15 protein-coding genes are annotated in these 14,648 nt (G+C 43.5%); 11 read left to right on the forward strand and 4 right to left on the reverse strand.

What is annotated here, in order from left to right; translation table 11 throughout:
* The first annotated feature begins 6 nt into the window (after window positions 1-6).
* On the forward strand, window positions 7-906 hold the full coding sequence (locus R7D93_RS20985; RefSeq protein ID WP_031850114.1) for a phosphoadenosine phosphosulfate reductase family protein: 900 nt from the start codon (window positions 7-9) through the stop codon (window positions 904-906).
* A gap of 70 nt (window positions 907-976) precedes the next feature.
* Here the strand turns inward: R7D93_RS20985 and R7D93_RS20990 are convergent, their stop codons facing one another.
* The gene (locus R7D93_RS20990; protein WP_203346791.1) at window positions 977-3,187 is read right to left on the reverse strand and encodes a DUF262 domain-containing protein; all 2,211 of its coding nucleotides are present in this window, start codon (window positions 3,185-3,187) and stop codon (window positions 977-979) included.
* A gap of 774 nt (window positions 3,188-3,961) precedes the next feature.
* On the opposite strand from R7D93_RS20990, the gene mobI reads away from it, so the two are divergent.
* Both mobI and R7D93_RS21000 read left to right on the forward strand, forming a co-directional pair.
* Window positions 3,962-4,534 (forward strand): conjugative transfer protein MobI(A/C), encoded by a 573-nt coding sequence (gene mobI / locus R7D93_RS20995; RefSeq protein WP_225497079.1) that lies wholly within the window; start codon window positions 3,962-3,964, stop codon window positions 4,532-4,534.
* On the forward strand, window positions 4,527-5,030 hold the full coding sequence (locus R7D93_RS21000; protein WP_203346790.1) for a hypothetical protein: 504 nt from the start codon (window positions 4,527-4,529) through the stop codon (window positions 5,028-5,030). Before mobI ends, R7D93_RS21000 begins: the two co-directional genes overlap by 8 nt.
* Window positions 5,031-5,289: 259 nt before the next feature.
* Here R7D93_RS21000 and R7D93_RS21005 read toward each other — a convergent pair whose 3' ends face one another.
* Window positions 5,290-5,508, reverse strand: a complete 219-nt coding sequence (locus R7D93_RS21005; RefSeq protein WP_203346789.1) for a hypothetical protein — start codon at window positions 5,506-5,508, stop codon at window positions 5,290-5,292.
* A gap of 346 nt (window positions 5,509-5,854) precedes the next feature.
* Between R7D93_RS21005 and R7D93_RS21010 the strand changes: the two genes are divergently transcribed.
* Entirely contained in the window at window positions 5,855-6,292 is a 438-nt protein-coding gene (locus tag R7D93_RS21010; protein WP_203346788.1) for a hypothetical protein, read from the forward strand.
* A 190-nt stretch (window positions 6,293-6,482) separates the two neighbouring features.
* Here the strand turns inward: R7D93_RS21010 and R7D93_RS21015 are convergent, their stop codons facing one another.
* Together R7D93_RS21015 and R7D93_RS21020 are read right to left on the reverse strand one after the other, a co-directional pair.
* The gene (locus R7D93_RS21015) at window positions 6,483-6,698 is read right to left on the reverse strand and encodes a hypothetical protein (protein ID WP_225497081.1); all 216 of its coding nucleotides are present in this window, start codon (window positions 6,696-6,698) and stop codon (window positions 6,483-6,485) included.
* A 395-nt stretch (window positions 6,699-7,093) separates the two neighbouring features.
* Entirely contained in the window at window positions 7,094-7,420 is a 327-nt protein-coding gene (locus R7D93_RS21020) for a helix-turn-helix domain-containing protein (RefSeq protein ID WP_000047752.1), read from the reverse strand.
* A gap of 93 nt (window positions 7,421-7,513) precedes the next feature.
* On the opposite strand from R7D93_RS21020, the gene R7D93_RS21025 reads away from it, so the two are divergent.
* The 7 genes from R7D93_RS21025 to R7D93_RS21055 all read left to right on the forward strand — a co-directional run bounded on the left by R7D93_RS21025 (window position 7,514) and on the right by R7D93_RS21055 (window position 14,562).
* Window positions 7,514-7,897 carry a hypothetical protein gene (locus R7D93_RS21025; protein ID WP_203346787.1) on the forward strand — a complete coding sequence of 128 codons (384 nt, stop codon included), beginning with the start codon at window positions 7,514-7,516 and terminating at the stop codon, window positions 7,895-7,897.
* 379 nt (window positions 7,898-8,276) lie between these two features.
* Window positions 8,277-9,125: a hypothetical protein gene (locus tag R7D93_RS21030; protein ID WP_203346786.1), complete on the forward strand. Its 849-nt coding sequence runs from the start codon at window positions 8,277-8,279 to the stop codon at window positions 9,123-9,125.
* Between the two features lie 304 nt (window positions 9,126-9,429).
* A complete protein-coding gene (gene mioC / locus R7D93_RS21035) occupies window positions 9,430-9,864 on the forward strand; it encodes an FMN-binding protein MioC (RefSeq protein WP_005378900.1) in 435 nt (144 codons plus the stop codon).
* 477 nt (window positions 9,865-10,341) lie between these two features.
* On the forward strand, window positions 10,342-12,237 hold the full coding sequence (gene mnmG, locus R7D93_RS21040; RefSeq protein WP_005378901.1) for a tRNA uridine-5-carboxymethylaminomethyl(34) synthesis enzyme MnmG: 1,896 nt from the start codon (window positions 10,342-10,344) through the stop codon (window positions 12,235-12,237).
* The gene (gene rsmG / locus R7D93_RS21045) at window positions 12,237-12,872 is read left to right on the forward strand and encodes a 16S rRNA (guanine(527)-N(7))-methyltransferase RsmG (RefSeq protein WP_005378902.1); all 636 of its coding nucleotides are present in this window, start codon (window positions 12,237-12,239) and stop codon (window positions 12,870-12,872) included. Before mnmG ends, rsmG begins: the two co-directional genes overlap by 1 nt.
* Window positions 12,873-12,882: 10 nt before the next feature.
* Complete coding sequence (locus tag R7D93_RS21050; RefSeq protein ID WP_005383838.1) at window positions 12,883-13,656, forward strand: ParA family protein; 774 nt, start codon at window positions 12,883-12,885, stop codon at window positions 13,654-13,656.
* A gap of 24 nt (window positions 13,657-13,680) precedes the next feature.
* Complete coding sequence (locus R7D93_RS21055) at window positions 13,681-14,562, forward strand: ParB/RepB/Spo0J family partition protein (protein ID WP_005383840.1); 882 nt, start codon at window positions 13,681-13,683, stop codon at window positions 14,560-14,562.
* Window positions 14,563-14,648 lie beyond the last annotated feature (86 nt).

Here is a 14,648-nt window from a genome sequence, read left to right on the forward strand (position 1 = left end):
TTATTCATGAGTGATCAACGCAAGGTGAAACATGTCCTTGGCTTGTCAGGAGGCAAGGACAGTGCTGCTCTCGCAGTGTACATGGCTAGAAACTATCCTGAACTTGATATCGAGTATTTCTTTACTGATACAGGCAAAGAACTACCCGAAGTGTATGAATACCTAGAACAACTTGAAATTGTACTGGGTAAGCCAATTTTGCACATCAATGACAAGAAAGGTTTCGATTATTGGTTAGAGCAACACAATAATTTTCTACCAGCAGGTCAACAGCGGTGGTGTACGATCCGCATGAAGCTCGAACCCTTTGAAAAATGGATTCGACCTTTTCTTAATGATGGTTATGAAGTCATCTCTTATGTCGGTATTCGCGCAGATGAACCGTGGCGAGACGGTTACCGCCCTAATGAAAATCAAAAGTACCTCACTATTAAAATGCCATTTGCAGAAGACGGTATAAAAAAGCAGGGAGTCCTCGACATACTCGATAGTGCTGGGCTAGGTTTGCCTAAGTACTACGACTGGCGCTCTCGTTCAGGCTGTACGTTCTGCTTCTTCCAGCGCAAGATTGAATGGGTTCGCCTGCGTGAAGAGCACCCTGAAGCCTTTGAGGAAGCAAAGGCTTACGAGAAAAGAGCAGAAACCAGTGCCAATGGTGAAACCTTCTTCTGGATGGGCCCTAATGAACCATTAGAAACACTCGAAGATCCTGAGCGTATCAAGCAAATCAAAGAAAACCATGAGAAAGTAAAGGCTCGGTTCGAAAAGAAAAAGCAACGTGAAAGAAAGCGCCGTTTAGGTATGCATGCTATGGTCGATGAAAGTATGCTCATCGACACGCTAGACATGGACGCGATGTACGACCTTGAAGAGGGCGGTGGCGCCTGTATCACTTGCTACAAATAAGTGAAAGCTGCAACAAAAAAGCGCTTTGCAAAACACAAAGCGCCTTCGACATTATGGTAGTAGGTTAAGCTTAGACTCGTAAGCTTAACAAACGCGCCTTCAAGGAGCTTTCCAACGCGTCAAAACGTTCAGACAAGGCAGCTTCAATCTCCTCAATAGCCGAACCAGTAGAGATACGTTTAAACGAACCCCCAATCAAAAGCGAATCCATCACGATATTGTTTTGTGGAATATCAGCAAAATAACGCGAGGGGTCCATTGAGCTAATCACATTATTCGCCGCACCAGAAATCAGTACTCGGTTTAACGGGCTATTTAAAATGTGATTAGGATCTTGGCGGATATCCTCGGTTTTTTGCCCCAGTCCTTTTACTGAGCCCAGCGGGATAATATGGTGGTCATTCAAGCCATCTGACGCATTCGCTGGCCACAACACAACATCACCCTGCTCGTTCTTCCTGAATGCATTGAGTGGTTTAGTTTCTGTTGCATGTAAGTCATAACTAGGCGACACACTCAAAACGTATTGCAAAATCAGATTATGAATACCTTCTTTCGGATACTCATTTAAACGCTGCATCAATAGTTCTTTAGACGCAAACTTGTCATCTTGGAAAATCTGCTCTTCTCGATCCAAGATTACCTGTCCCTCTCCATTAGCAACCCAGTTGTACAGCTGATTAATATCATCAATCACCACTGCACTTTGATCGTAAAGGTAACGACCAGAGAACGCACTCGTCCAATACCAGAACTCGACTTTTTTATGCACCGCAGCATCATTCCAAAAGCGATCTTCCGCGAAGATGAAAGCGATAGGCTGAATCATTAGCTTGTAGTGCAACTTGTTAGAGTTATAAACACCGCAGCGAATCAATAGGAACGAATATGCGCGCTGTACGGCCAAAGTCGCGGTTTCAATATACTTGCGGATAATTTCAGTATCTAGACTCAGCAACGTTTTTGAACTGGTATCTTTTTTCTTCACTTCAAAATCGTTGCCCGCTTCAAGCTCAATTTCACGACGAGCTAATGCCGTGCAGATAGCGAGAATCGCCTTAGAAAGGTAACCAGAAGGTAAGCCATCAGACAAACTTTCGAGCTCATTGAGATACAGACCACCTGATGCACCACTCGCGTGCTGGAGCGAAGAGCAAAGCGTAACCGGCTCAATAAACATCGAGCGAATGATCGAACTGAGTGAGTATGTCGACGTATCCCCAGCAACGCGCTTTGCAACTTTAGCTGCTACCAAATCAAAGTCATCAAGCTTCATACCACCATCGTTCAAATGACAGAAAATAGGAATAGCTCGGCGAATATCGTTGGTCACCAGACTATTGAGTTTATAGTCATCAAAAATGTCACGAATTAAGTAGTTAGAAACGTTATTCTTCCACTCACTTTTGCAAGTGATGAAGATTTTTTCGATTTCTTCTGAGTAGACAATGCCATTTTCTTCACACTCTTCAATGGAATCAATACCATCAAAAAGCTGTGCCGTATCGTAATTCTCTTTAATGAATGCAAAATCGTCTTCGTACTTGTCACGGATTGCCTGCATGTTGATTTCAGCAATCCCTTCTAAAATTCGATTAACAACGATCGACTTGGTACCAATCATAAACAGAGGGATCATGCCATATTCGACACAATCGTTGACAAACTGAGTGATGACTTGCGGTTTGGTCTTACCCGATTCGATGGCTTTCACTTGGTTATAAGGAGAAAACCATTTAGAGACCCCTTTACTGTTGCGTTCGTTGAACGTTTCACAGTTAAAGATATCGACGATATCATTGGGCTCAAAGTGATCAAGGCCGTCCTTGTCAAATATGACTTTGGTGGCATTGAACACATCTGTAACGCTTTCATTCGCTTTACCTACAACCGGAACACGGATAAACCAGCGTACTTTCATTGGGTTGGCTTTTTTAGAAATGAATTCAGACAATTCGGCTTGGTCAGAGAACTGAGAGAAGTCAAACACATCATTAAATGCGTTATACAGCGTAGTTGTTCTCTGCTGACCATCAAGCAGGTACTCGCAGGGATCGGAATCAGTTGAAGTGTGTTGAACTGTTTCTCCAATTTTACGCAAAGCAAAATCGTCCGACAACCCTTCTAGGATCAAAGAGCTTCCCACCGGGAACTTAAGCAGAATTGAAGCAAGTAAGCTTTGCTGTTTTGCTGTTCCCCACTTGTAATCCCTTTGGAAGTCAGGCAATAACAAAGTTTGATCGTTAACTTTCTTAAACGTATCACTGAGAGAGCGTTCCATAACCAACCTTAAAGTTCATTTTTAGCCAACATTTTATGCGGTTATTTTCTATCATATAAACCATTCACTTTCCATTGATAATATAAAAAACTAGCAAATACAATCACTTCTAACATTAAGCCAATTACCATCATATACAAAAACTAAGGATAAATACCAAAAATGAACTGAGAGAAATAGAAACTCGAAGCTCTTTAAGGGGCAGCACAGCTCCCTGGTAAGCATTCCCTTTTTTACAAGCAAGTAAACTATCCGGTAATTCCGGATAGTTCATCACAAGGCATTATTTCGATGGCTTTTGGACTCAAGTTCCAGTGCTAGTATCAAACCCACCAACCGAAAAGCAACCCAAAAGCACTCTTGCTCACAGCACTCCGCGTGCAGTCCCATGGGCTTTCACATGTGAAAGTTGCCAGGAGCATCAACAATAAATTCCTCCAACATCCCACAATAATTGGATTACCACTCATCAAATCCCAAAACAAACAACAATCTTAAGTCATCTCCCACAATTATTGGACTGTGAGTATCAGCATCCCAAGAACCGTCATTAACAAGTCATGGATTATTAGCTTCGACCTCCCACAAAGATAGAGATTTGGAAAGCAACAGGTCAGCTCCCAGGAAAGGAATCTCTTCTATTGCTGCTTTAGCTGCTGGGATATGGGGCAAATATCTAACGCCCAAAATGGGCAACTTCACGTGTTATAGCTAAAGGACGTCTGGGTTACGGTAATTGGTGACGAACAAGCAAAACCAAGGAGTAACCTAACGATGTTAGATGAGAACAGCGCAGCTTATCGCTGGCATAAAATGGCGCAGCAGCGCAGACCAACCGAAGAAAAGCAAGCTTTCGAGCTAGCACTTTCACAATCACTCAATGCTCTGTCACAAGTCGAGCATTTTACTGATCAAGAGCCTTATTTGTTGGAGTTTTTAGCAAGCTGCTACGCCAACAACTTCTGGCGAATCCACCGTTCTTACAAAGACACAAACCCCGGTCATTTCGCCTGTCGAGTCCGCAACCGTGACAACGCGTTCGAGGCCGCATGGCACCATAACTGGTACATGAGTGAGAACCAAATGGCGCAGCGACACAATAAAAAGTACCGCGTTCGCTCTACACATATCCGCAAAGGCAAAGGTTTTCGCTACCCAAAGGGACGGTTTTCAAAGGCCAATAAAGAGTGGGAGTCGGATCTTATCGACTACACCGAAGATGGCTTTGCTCTCGTCCGTGAAATACGCCATGAAATTCTAGCCATCAAGAAGAAGGCCCAAACCTGTACAAAACGACTTCACAAGCTACATAAACACTTCAAAAAAATGGAGGTGCTACATGACTAAAAAACCTGCCGTTGGGATCACAAACTATTGCGGAAAGCTAGATCTATCAGATTTTGATATTGCACTGCCAGAACAATCACCACAGCCAGAATTAATAAAAGATTTACCTCTATTTGTCGCCGATGAATCGAAGATACTAATGGTTGCAGCCAAAGACCTTGAAGCACGATTGGAAAAGCTGTGCAAAGCTCTGACAGCTGAGTACAAAGTGAAATATCCAATACGCTACAAATTCAAAGTCAAAAAATCAAAAGGTTTACCAGAGATCACATGGTATCGCCTCATTCTTCATCGCTATCCAGACGAAGAGCTTGAAGAAAAAGAAGTATCCGAAGGGGTACTGAGACGTTTTTCAAACGCAATGCCCTGGGAGATCCCGCTGTATTTGCATTTGCTCGATGAGTTAGAAAAGCTGGATCAACGTGTCATCCGTATCAGCACGCTGGCCGAAGCCATTAAAGAACTCACTAAAGCCACTAAGAAATACAACACTTAACGTACTGGGTTGCTCCATACTTGCCGGTGTGGAGCTCCACTTAGTCAAGGACTTATAGTTTGAAAATAGGTGGTAAAATTAAGGAAGTAGACACTTAGGAAAGCTAAGCTAAAGAGAAACAAAATTAATGGAGGTTTTATGGAGCTTTGGATTTGGTTGGGTGGTTTATTACTGACAGTCGCCGCAGTCGGTGGGGTATTTTGGTATTCCGGACGAGAGCGATAGCTTTATTGCGAACCTTCGGGTTCCTTTTTATTTGCTAATCGCCAATGCGATATAGATCTTCTTTTATGTCTAAACTTAGACCTAATGTCCTACTTTTCTTTTTAGTAGGATAGCGCTTACTAATTGGTGATCGTTGATGAACAATAACAGCCTTCACAATAGAGAATAATAAATATGCCGATATTGAAATCACTGCAATTTGCCAATTCATATAAGCTATCGCAGCCCAGCCCCAAGCCGTATCGGTAGCCATAGCGAATCCCAGCAACAAAAGAAATAAACCGAAAACATTAGCCACATGCTTCATACTTACGAACTCAATGAGTTTCATATATCTAGTGTATCGCAGAATCAGACAATGCAATTGTACATATATATTTTATTGCTCACTTTCACATGTTCATCAAAGGCATGAGGTAACAGCCTCTAGAACGTATCGGCTGGAACGAGGTTCGGATCAATGCGGTGGATACGCGGCTCGGTAAAAACTCTACCAGAACGCTTGGATTGTCCAAAATGGGCAGATCCAGAGTCTTTGCAGAGCAAATTGGATTGATATTATTTATCTAATTTAATCCCCCCATGAAAGGAGAATGAAAATGACTAAATATGATCATGTTAATATTGAAAACATGCAGAAAGCTGTTCAAGCATTGGAACGCGCAATTGATGCTGATATTGATGAACAGGTTGTTCAAGCACTTGAATCAGAAAATGTTATTGATATTGGTGTCATTGTTGATAAAAACGGAAATCTAGGCATTGGTAATGGCTTGCCGTTTGATGTCTACACCTCTAAGGATGACGCTACTTTGGTCGCTGCTGCGCTAAATGAAGCAGATGCTTTCCTGCTGTCGCTTATAGATAACCCAACCCAGTTGGAACATCGTTCTGATTACCAGGTTCAACAAGACATAATCCTCGCCCTTGTTAACAATTTTACCAGTGTTGATTTGGAGAATGTACCAAGCTTAGTGGTAGGTAATATCCAAGAAGCTAAACGGGTGCTAGAGGACGCTATACAGCGTTTGTTGTAATCACTACTTCAGTTTGACTGCTGAACAATGTGAAATGCGATCGCTAGAACTGGATCGAATCGAGCTGGAATTTGTTATCGCCTTGGATGCTGATGAAAGCGGTGAATCTTGGGAGAAAGTTTTAAGTGTCGATGAAGCTGTTCGTTGATCGTGAAAAAAGCCGGGTTTCCCGGCTTTTTCCGTTTCTGATCTAGCGTTCGTAGGTGGTGACAAGTGTTCTAATGCCCTGATCATTTAGTACTAGGAAGTAGAGCTCACTGATCGGATGGCCCCATTCCTCTATATTGTCAGCGGTGCCGTACTTTTGGGCTTTGCGACGACGCTCTCGTTCCGCAAGAGGGTAAATGCGAAGCTCTGGGTTCTGGATGCGTTTGACCAGTGATAGCCACGGGGCTTTGGATAACATCTCATGGAAAACCATAAACGCAAGTCTAAGAAAGTGGCTTTTTCAAATGTTTTTAATCTGTCACGAAAGAACAATTTAAAGTAAATCCCGATTGCTCCCAAAGCGGGCTTTCAGAAGCTGATCCATTATGGGGAAGACGACTCGCAAGTATGGAGCAATCATAAAGGAAACCTTTATTTTCAGTTAATTAAATCTGAAAAAGCACTTGCTACTGGTGACCGTTTTTTCAAAACTCATCCACTCATTTACGGATTTAAGAGCTTAGGAAGGCTAAGCTAAACATTAAAAAATTATCGAGGAGATGTTATGGAACTTTGGATATGGTTGTGCGGCTTACTATTGACGGTAGCGGCTGTAGGTGGCGTCTTCTGGTACGCAGGGCGGGAGAAGTAGAACTAAGCGTTATCTGACTTATCCAACTCTTGCTTGAGCTGAGTGATGAGAGCTTGTTTTTCCTTTTCATTAAGCTGTTCTATTAGGCAAGCCAGCTCAGCTGAACTATCAGAGTCAGAGAAGAAAAATGCAACAGGTACACCAAGCTCCTGAGCAAGCTTTTGTAGCGTACCGATATCGGGCATATGACGCCCTTTTTCATAATGATTCATACGGCCACTCGCTGAACTTGGGTCCATGCCCAAACGGATACCAAGCTCCCTCTGGCTGATACCAACGCGATTTCTTGCCTGTTTAAGGCGCTGTGGAAATGGATTTGTTTTAGACAAGTGAGAATCATCATCAACCTACGATGCTTAGATTTTCTAAGTTTTAATTATACCTGTATACTTAGGAAAACTAAGCACAAGATGGAGACTAAGATGAAAACACTAAAAAAGTTCGCACTATTTTGCGTTTTTTGTCTTGGTGCGTTAGTGACTGTATATCAAAGCTGGGGTGTGATGTTGATGGTCTTCCCAAGCGTTATTTGGCTACATAAGTCTCTGGATGTTATCCACAAAAATAAGTACATCGCGTTGTTATTTTGGTTTGTACTCTTTTATATAAACTGGCTATTAGCTAGTGCCGCCGCCCTCACCTATTTCTTCATTCATGTCTGGCATTTGCACCAACAGAACATTTCGCTCAATAACTCGTCTTGTACCAAGCGAGCGCCTCGACACATCAACCCAAGCACTGGTTTGTTGATGAAGAACAGGCACTTTGATATCGCAGGTAATGCTTATGGTTGGAGTGACGATTAAGATGAGAAAGATCCTTCACTTCTTAAAATGTCTACCGGGTATGCTGATGATCCTTGTTGGGTTAATGATCGTCGATCCATTTTGGCAACAAGTTGTGATCACCTTTCCCATTGTTTATTGGCTCAAACGTTATCTTCTACTTATTCACAGCTTTCGTCCTCTCTCACTGATAGTTTGGTTCGGATTTGTTTATGTTGACTGGAAGCTTGCCTCGATTAGCTGGATTTCTTATATCGCATCCATAGTGATAAGTACTTGTATGGAAACTGATATGCCAATGATTAGGCCTGTAAAAAATAGACCCAACAAAAAGAAAGAACCTAGCCTATCAAGGCCATTTGCAGGATTAAGATATCAAATACTAAAGGATGATGACTAAATGAACGAAAATCTGCTATCAACAACATTAATGTCAGCGTGCATAGTACTTGTTGGCTGTGCAACAACATCAAACCCAAGCGTTTATGATGAAGGGCACAGTAAAGCTTTCAATATCGCTCAAGCTGGCGGCTTGTACGGGGTAAAAGATCACATTATTCCACGAGAGGAATATGAATCTCTGAAGTTAACTACTAGCACTGCCATCAACACCCAGCTCTTCACCTCGTCGCTCGGAGCCAATATGGATTTAAGTTCCGGACTGGGATTGGGTTTATTAACTTCAGTATTAGAGCAACCTGGAACCGCTTCACGTAATAGCATCATTGCCTGGATGCCACAAAATGAAGCCAATTCAGCTAAAGAAGCACAAGCTAAGCTAGTCAAGAAGATGAAAGATGCCATGGAAAGCACCTTGAAAGAAATGGGATTAGCTTATGAGGCCACTAACGGCAACTCGGATAGAAAAGTTGAATTTTACTTTCACAGCACCGATTTCGGCTGCCCAGAGTATCAACAAGGCATGACCAACCAAGATCTCTGTTATATCGCCACTGAAATTTTTGAGCCTCGCGAAACAATAGCACCTTCATTCACTAGCTCAGCACAAAAAACTTATGCTTTCGAATCTAATCATAAAGTGTATTACCATCGTTTCCGAATAACCCCTGGGCGTGATAGCAATGTTCCGACGGACCAGATGTATGCTTCTATCAGCAGTCAGTTACCTCAATGGGTGTACCTATACATTTCATCTGGACATATTCAGATCGAAGACACTACTGTGAAAGCACCATATTTACTGGAACGCGGTAAAGCACATCTGTTTATCCATCCAGAAAAAAGCTAATAATCAACTAAGTGAAAGCAAGGTGGAAACACGTTTCCCACCATTCCCACTTTTCCCATCCTGATCTATGATGGAAGTCATCTTGGGAAGTAAGTATTTGACCATAAATTGCAATTTGGTCCCCAATCGGTCCCCAATCGGTCCCCAAGACGTCGCGCGAGGCCAGCTATTATGGGAAACTTCACTTTCTGTATCGGGAAGTAAATAATCGAACGCGCGGTGCTGAGCTTAACTCACACCGCGTTTCTTTTTGTACGGCAAGCCATCCATGAGCTTTAGCCGTCGCATTCAATAAGGAAGAAGTATGATCCACATTATTACAGGCAGCACGTTAGGTGGCGCAGAATACGTAGGGGATCACCTGAGTGATCTACTCAACGAGAATGGATTTGAAACAACGATCCACAACCAGCCTTCCCTCAGTGATATCGAAAATCAAGGTACGTGGTTGGTGATCACCTCTACACATGGAGCTGGTGAGTATCCTGATAATATCCAACCTTTTATCGCAGCATTACAAAATACACCGCCAAAAATGACTGATGTAAAATTTGCGGTGATTGCGATTGGTGACTCTAGCTACGATACGTTCTGTGCCGCTGGTCAACACGCTTATGATTTATTAGAGGATATTGGTGCAACCCCTCTCGCAGATTGCTTTAAAATCGATGTACTGAGCCATGATGTACCAGAAGACGCCGCAGAGATGTGGTTAAAAGAGAATATCGAACGTTTTTAAACTCACGACTTTCCCTTCAACAGAGTCGAAATTCGGCTCTGTTTTCTCCCATTTGAATAACTCCCACCAAATTATTTTGTTTAACCGCTCAAAAACCAACCAAACAGACTGTGGATAACTACAATAAGATCCAGTGATTTTCCTTTAGTTATCCCAATAACAACTTTGATCAATTTTACCCCCTGTGTATAACCACCACTTTTGATCCCAGGTAATCCTCGATCTGATCCAATCATGATCACAAGATATGATCCAAAGAAGATCCATGATCTTGTTGATCATTTTTAGGTTATCCACAGAAACGGTCGATCCTAATAGTAGATCTAATAAAAGATCATATATATAGATCTTATATATATTTATCTTGAAGCTTAAAACGGATAAAACGAGAAAACGTTTTTCTCTCTGGCATAAAGCAGGTAAAATACGGCTCCTTTATCTGTCCATTAAATCCCTTTGAATACCTGAGGTCAGTTCATGCTTTATCACGAAAACTTTGACGTCATTGTTGTCGGTGGCGGACACGCAGGAACGGAAGCCGCGCTCGCATCTGCACGCACAGGACAAAAAACGCTTCTCCTTACCCATAACATCGATACATTAGGCCAGATGTCTTGTAATCCGGCGATCGGTGGTATTGGTAAAGGTCACTTAGTAAAAGAAGTAGATGCTATGGGCGGTTTGATGGCTGAAGCCATCGACCATGCAGGTATTCAGTTTCGTACACTAAATGCCTCCAAAGGTCCTGCAGTACGAGCAACTCGAGCTCAAGCCGATCGCGCTCTGTACAAAGCGTACGTTCGTAATGCATTAGAAAATGCGCCTAACTTAACGTTGTTCCAGCAATCAGTTGATGATCTGATTGTTGAACAAGATCGCGCAGTTGGTGTGGTAACTCAAATGGGACTTCGCTTCCATGCGAAAGCCGTTGTGCTAACCGTGGGTACCTTCCTTGGTGGTAAGATCCACATAGGTATGGAAAGCTCGTCTGGTGGTCGTGCCGGGGATCCACCATCGATCGCATTAGCGGATCGACTGCGTGAACTGCCGTTCCGTGTGGATCGTTTAAAAACAGGTACTCCACCGCGCATTGATGCTCGTACTGTTGATTTTTCAGTGCTAGAAGCTCAGCACGGTGATAACCCAACGCCTGTATTCTCGTTCATGGGCAAACGTGAACAGCATCCGCGTCAGATTCCATGTTTCATCACCCACACCAATGAACAAACTCACGATGTGATCCGTAGTAACTTGGATCGCAGTCCAATGTACGCAGGTGTGATTGAAGGTATTGGTCCGCGTTACTGTCCGTCTATTGAAGACAAAGTGATGCGTTTCGCTGACAAAAACAGCCACCAAATCTTCATTGAGCCAGAAGGCCTAACCACGCACGAGTTATACCCTAATGGTATCTCGACCAGCTTGCCATTTGATGTGCAAGTACAAATCGTGCGCTCAATGAAAGGGTTTGAAAATGCACACATCGTTCGCCCAGGTTATGCGATTGAATATGATTTCTTCGATCCACGTGATTTGAAGCAAACGTACGAGACGAAGTTCATCCATGGTTTGTTCTTTGCTGGCCAGATTAATGGCACGACTGGCTACGAAGAAGCCGCAGCGCAAGGCTTGATGGCCGGTCTAAATGCAAGCTTGTTTAGCCAAGACAAAGAAGGCTGGAGCCCACGTCGTGACCAAGCTTACATGGGCGTGTTGATTGACGACTTATCGACCATGGGTACCAAAGAGCCGTACCGCATGTTCACTTCTCGTGCGGAATACCGCCTGCTACTTCGTGAAGATAACGCCGATTTACGTTTAACGGAAAAAGCGCGCGAGCTAGGCTTGATTGATGATGTTCGTTGGGCTCGCTTTAACGAGAAAATCAACAATATGGAAACGGAGCGTCAGCGTTTGAAAGCAACGTGGATGAATCCGAAGTCAGAGGGTGTTGATGAGCTGAACAAGCTGCTGAAAACCCCAATGGCCCGTGAAGCGAGTGGTGAGGATCTTCTGCGTCGTCCAGAGATCACTTATTCGCAACTGACGCAACTTGAAGCGTTTGCTCCTGCACTTGAAGATCAGCAAGCGGCTGAGCAAGTTGAAATTCAAGTGAAATACGATGGTTACATCAAGCGTCAGCAGGAAGAGATCGAAAAATCACTGCGTCACGAAAATACCAAGTTACCTGCTGATTTGGATTACCGCGATGTAAAAGGTTTATCAAACGAAGTCGTTGCTAAACTGAGCGAGGCCAAACCAGAGAGCATCGGTATTGCATCACGCATTTCTGGTATTACGCCTGCTGCAATTTCTATTCTACTTGTTCACTTGAAAAAGCATGGTTTGCTGAAGAAAGGTGAGGAAGAATAATGAGCGCATTGCGAACAAAGCTGGATTCACTGATCGCGAAAACCGATTTGGAAGTGTCAGAACAGCAACGAGAGCAGTTAGTTGGTTATGTCGAACTGCTCGACAAATGGAACAAAGCGTACAATTTAACATCGGTACGTGATCCGCTTGATATGTTAGTGAAACATATTCTTGATAGTATCGTTGTAAGCGCACACCTGCCCGGTGAGCGCTTCATTGATGTTGGTACTGGTCCGGGGTTACCGGGCATCCCTTTGGCAATAATGAACCCTGAGAAAACCTTCTTTTTGCTCGACAGTCTTGGCAAACGCATTCGTTTTATCAAGCAAGTCGTGCACACATTAGGGCTGAAAAACGTGACACCAATTCAAAGTCGCGTCGAAGAATTCCAACCTGAAGAAAAATTTGATGGCGTTTTGAGTCGAGCTTTTGCTTCAATGACAGACATGGTGGAATGGTGCCACCATTTGCCGAAACAAGAGCACGGGGTGTTTCTAGCGCTGAAAGGACAGCACCCTAAAGATGAAATGGATCAGCTTCCTGAATGGTGCAGTGTGACAGAGATCATATCTTTGGCTGTTCCTGAGTTGGAAGGTGATCGTCATCTAGTAATCTTATCGCGCAAGGAAAATTAGCGAGGTAATCGTGGGTAAAATTGTAGCAATCGCCAACCAGAAAGGTGGGGTCGGCAAAACAACAACGTGCATTAACTTAGCGGCTTCGATGGCGGCAACAAAGCGCAAGGTTTTGGTGATCGATCTCGACCCGCAAGGCAATGCTACGATGGCCAGTGGCGTGGATAAGTATATGGTCGATGCCACCGCATACGATCTTTTGGTCGAAGATACACCGTTCGATCAAGTCGTTTGTACCCAAACAACAGGGAAGTATGATTTGATCGCGGCGAACGGAGACGTAACCGCGGCAGAAATCAAATTGATGGAAGTTTTCGCTCGTGAAGTGCGTCTAAAAAATGCATTGTCGTCAGTTCGCGATAACTATGATTTCATCTTTATTGATTGTCCTCCTTCTCTAAACCTTCTTACAATCAATGCGATGGCGGCAGCTGACTCTGTGCTGGTGCCGATGCAATGTGAATACTTTGCGTTAGAAGGTTTAACTGCTCTTATGGATACAATCAGCAAGTTAGCGGCTGTTGTGAATGAAAACCTAAAAATCGAAGGTTTATTGCGTACCATGTACGACCCACGCAACCGCTTATCGAATGAAGTATCCGATCAACTTAAAAAACACTTTGGGAATAAAGTTTACCGTACTGTCATTCCGCGTAATGTTCGTTTGGCTGAAGCGCCAAGTCACGGTAAGCCAGCAATGTACTACGATAAGTACTCCGCAGGTGCCAAAGCGTATCTTGCTCTAGCGGGCGAAATGCTCCGCCGCGAAGAAATCCCAGTTTAACTCTAACCTAAGGAATTCAATCCCATGTCTAAGCGTGGTCTCGGAAAAGGACTGGATGCGTTATTGTCGACCAGTTCGTTTGCTCGTGAAAAACAGCATATTGCATCGCATAGCCAAGAATTATCGGCAGACGGTGAGTTAACCGATTTAGCGATTGGTCAATTGCAGCCGGGCGTATACCAACCGCGTAAAGATATGGCGCCTGAAGCGCTAGAAGAACTAGCGGCTTCGATTCAATCACAAGGCATTATTCAACCAATCGTGGTTCGCCAGGTCGAAAATGGTCAGTTTGAGATCATCGCAGGTGAGCGCCGCTGGCGTGCTGCAAGGCAGGCGGGTTTAAAACGCGTGCCGTGTTTGGTGAAAAAAGTTGAAGATCGTGCCGCCATCGCCATGGCGTTGATTGAAAACATTCAACGTGAAGACTTGAATGTGATTGAGGAAGCCCAAGCGCTTGAACGTCTACAAGATGAATTCACGCTGACACATCAGCAAGTGGCCGATGTGATTGGTAAATCAAGAACGACGGTCAGTAACCTATTACGTCTGAATCAGTTGGAAGTTGATGTAAAAGGTCTGGTTGCAGATAAAAAATTGGAAATGGGTCATGCTCGAGCTCTGTTAGCGTTAGAAGGCGAACAGCAAGTCGAAGTAGCTCAACAAGTGGCTAAGAAGCAAATGACTGTTCGCCAAACCGAACAGTTAGTAAAAAAGTGCTTAGCCCCACAAAATGAGCAAAAAGGGCAACAAGAGGATACCGAAGCCGAGCAAATGTCGCATAAATTGAGTCAGCTGCTTGATGCAAAAGTTTCTCTTACCCGTTCTGCAAACGGAAAAGCGAAATTGACGATAAGTCTTGATGAGCCTCACAAATTGGACCAACTAATTGCCAAGCTTGAGGCCTAGATGAGATAATTGATTTAGGTCAATTAATCTAATTAATCGAATTTTGTGCGAAAGTTGTCGTTTTGTAAACAAAACTGTAAGTTTTT

The organism is Vibrio sp. YT-15 (genome assembly GCF_033337445.1).
GTDB classification, from domain to species: Bacteria; Pseudomonadota; Gammaproteobacteria; order Enterobacterales; family Vibrionaceae; genus Vibrio; species Vibrio alginolyticus.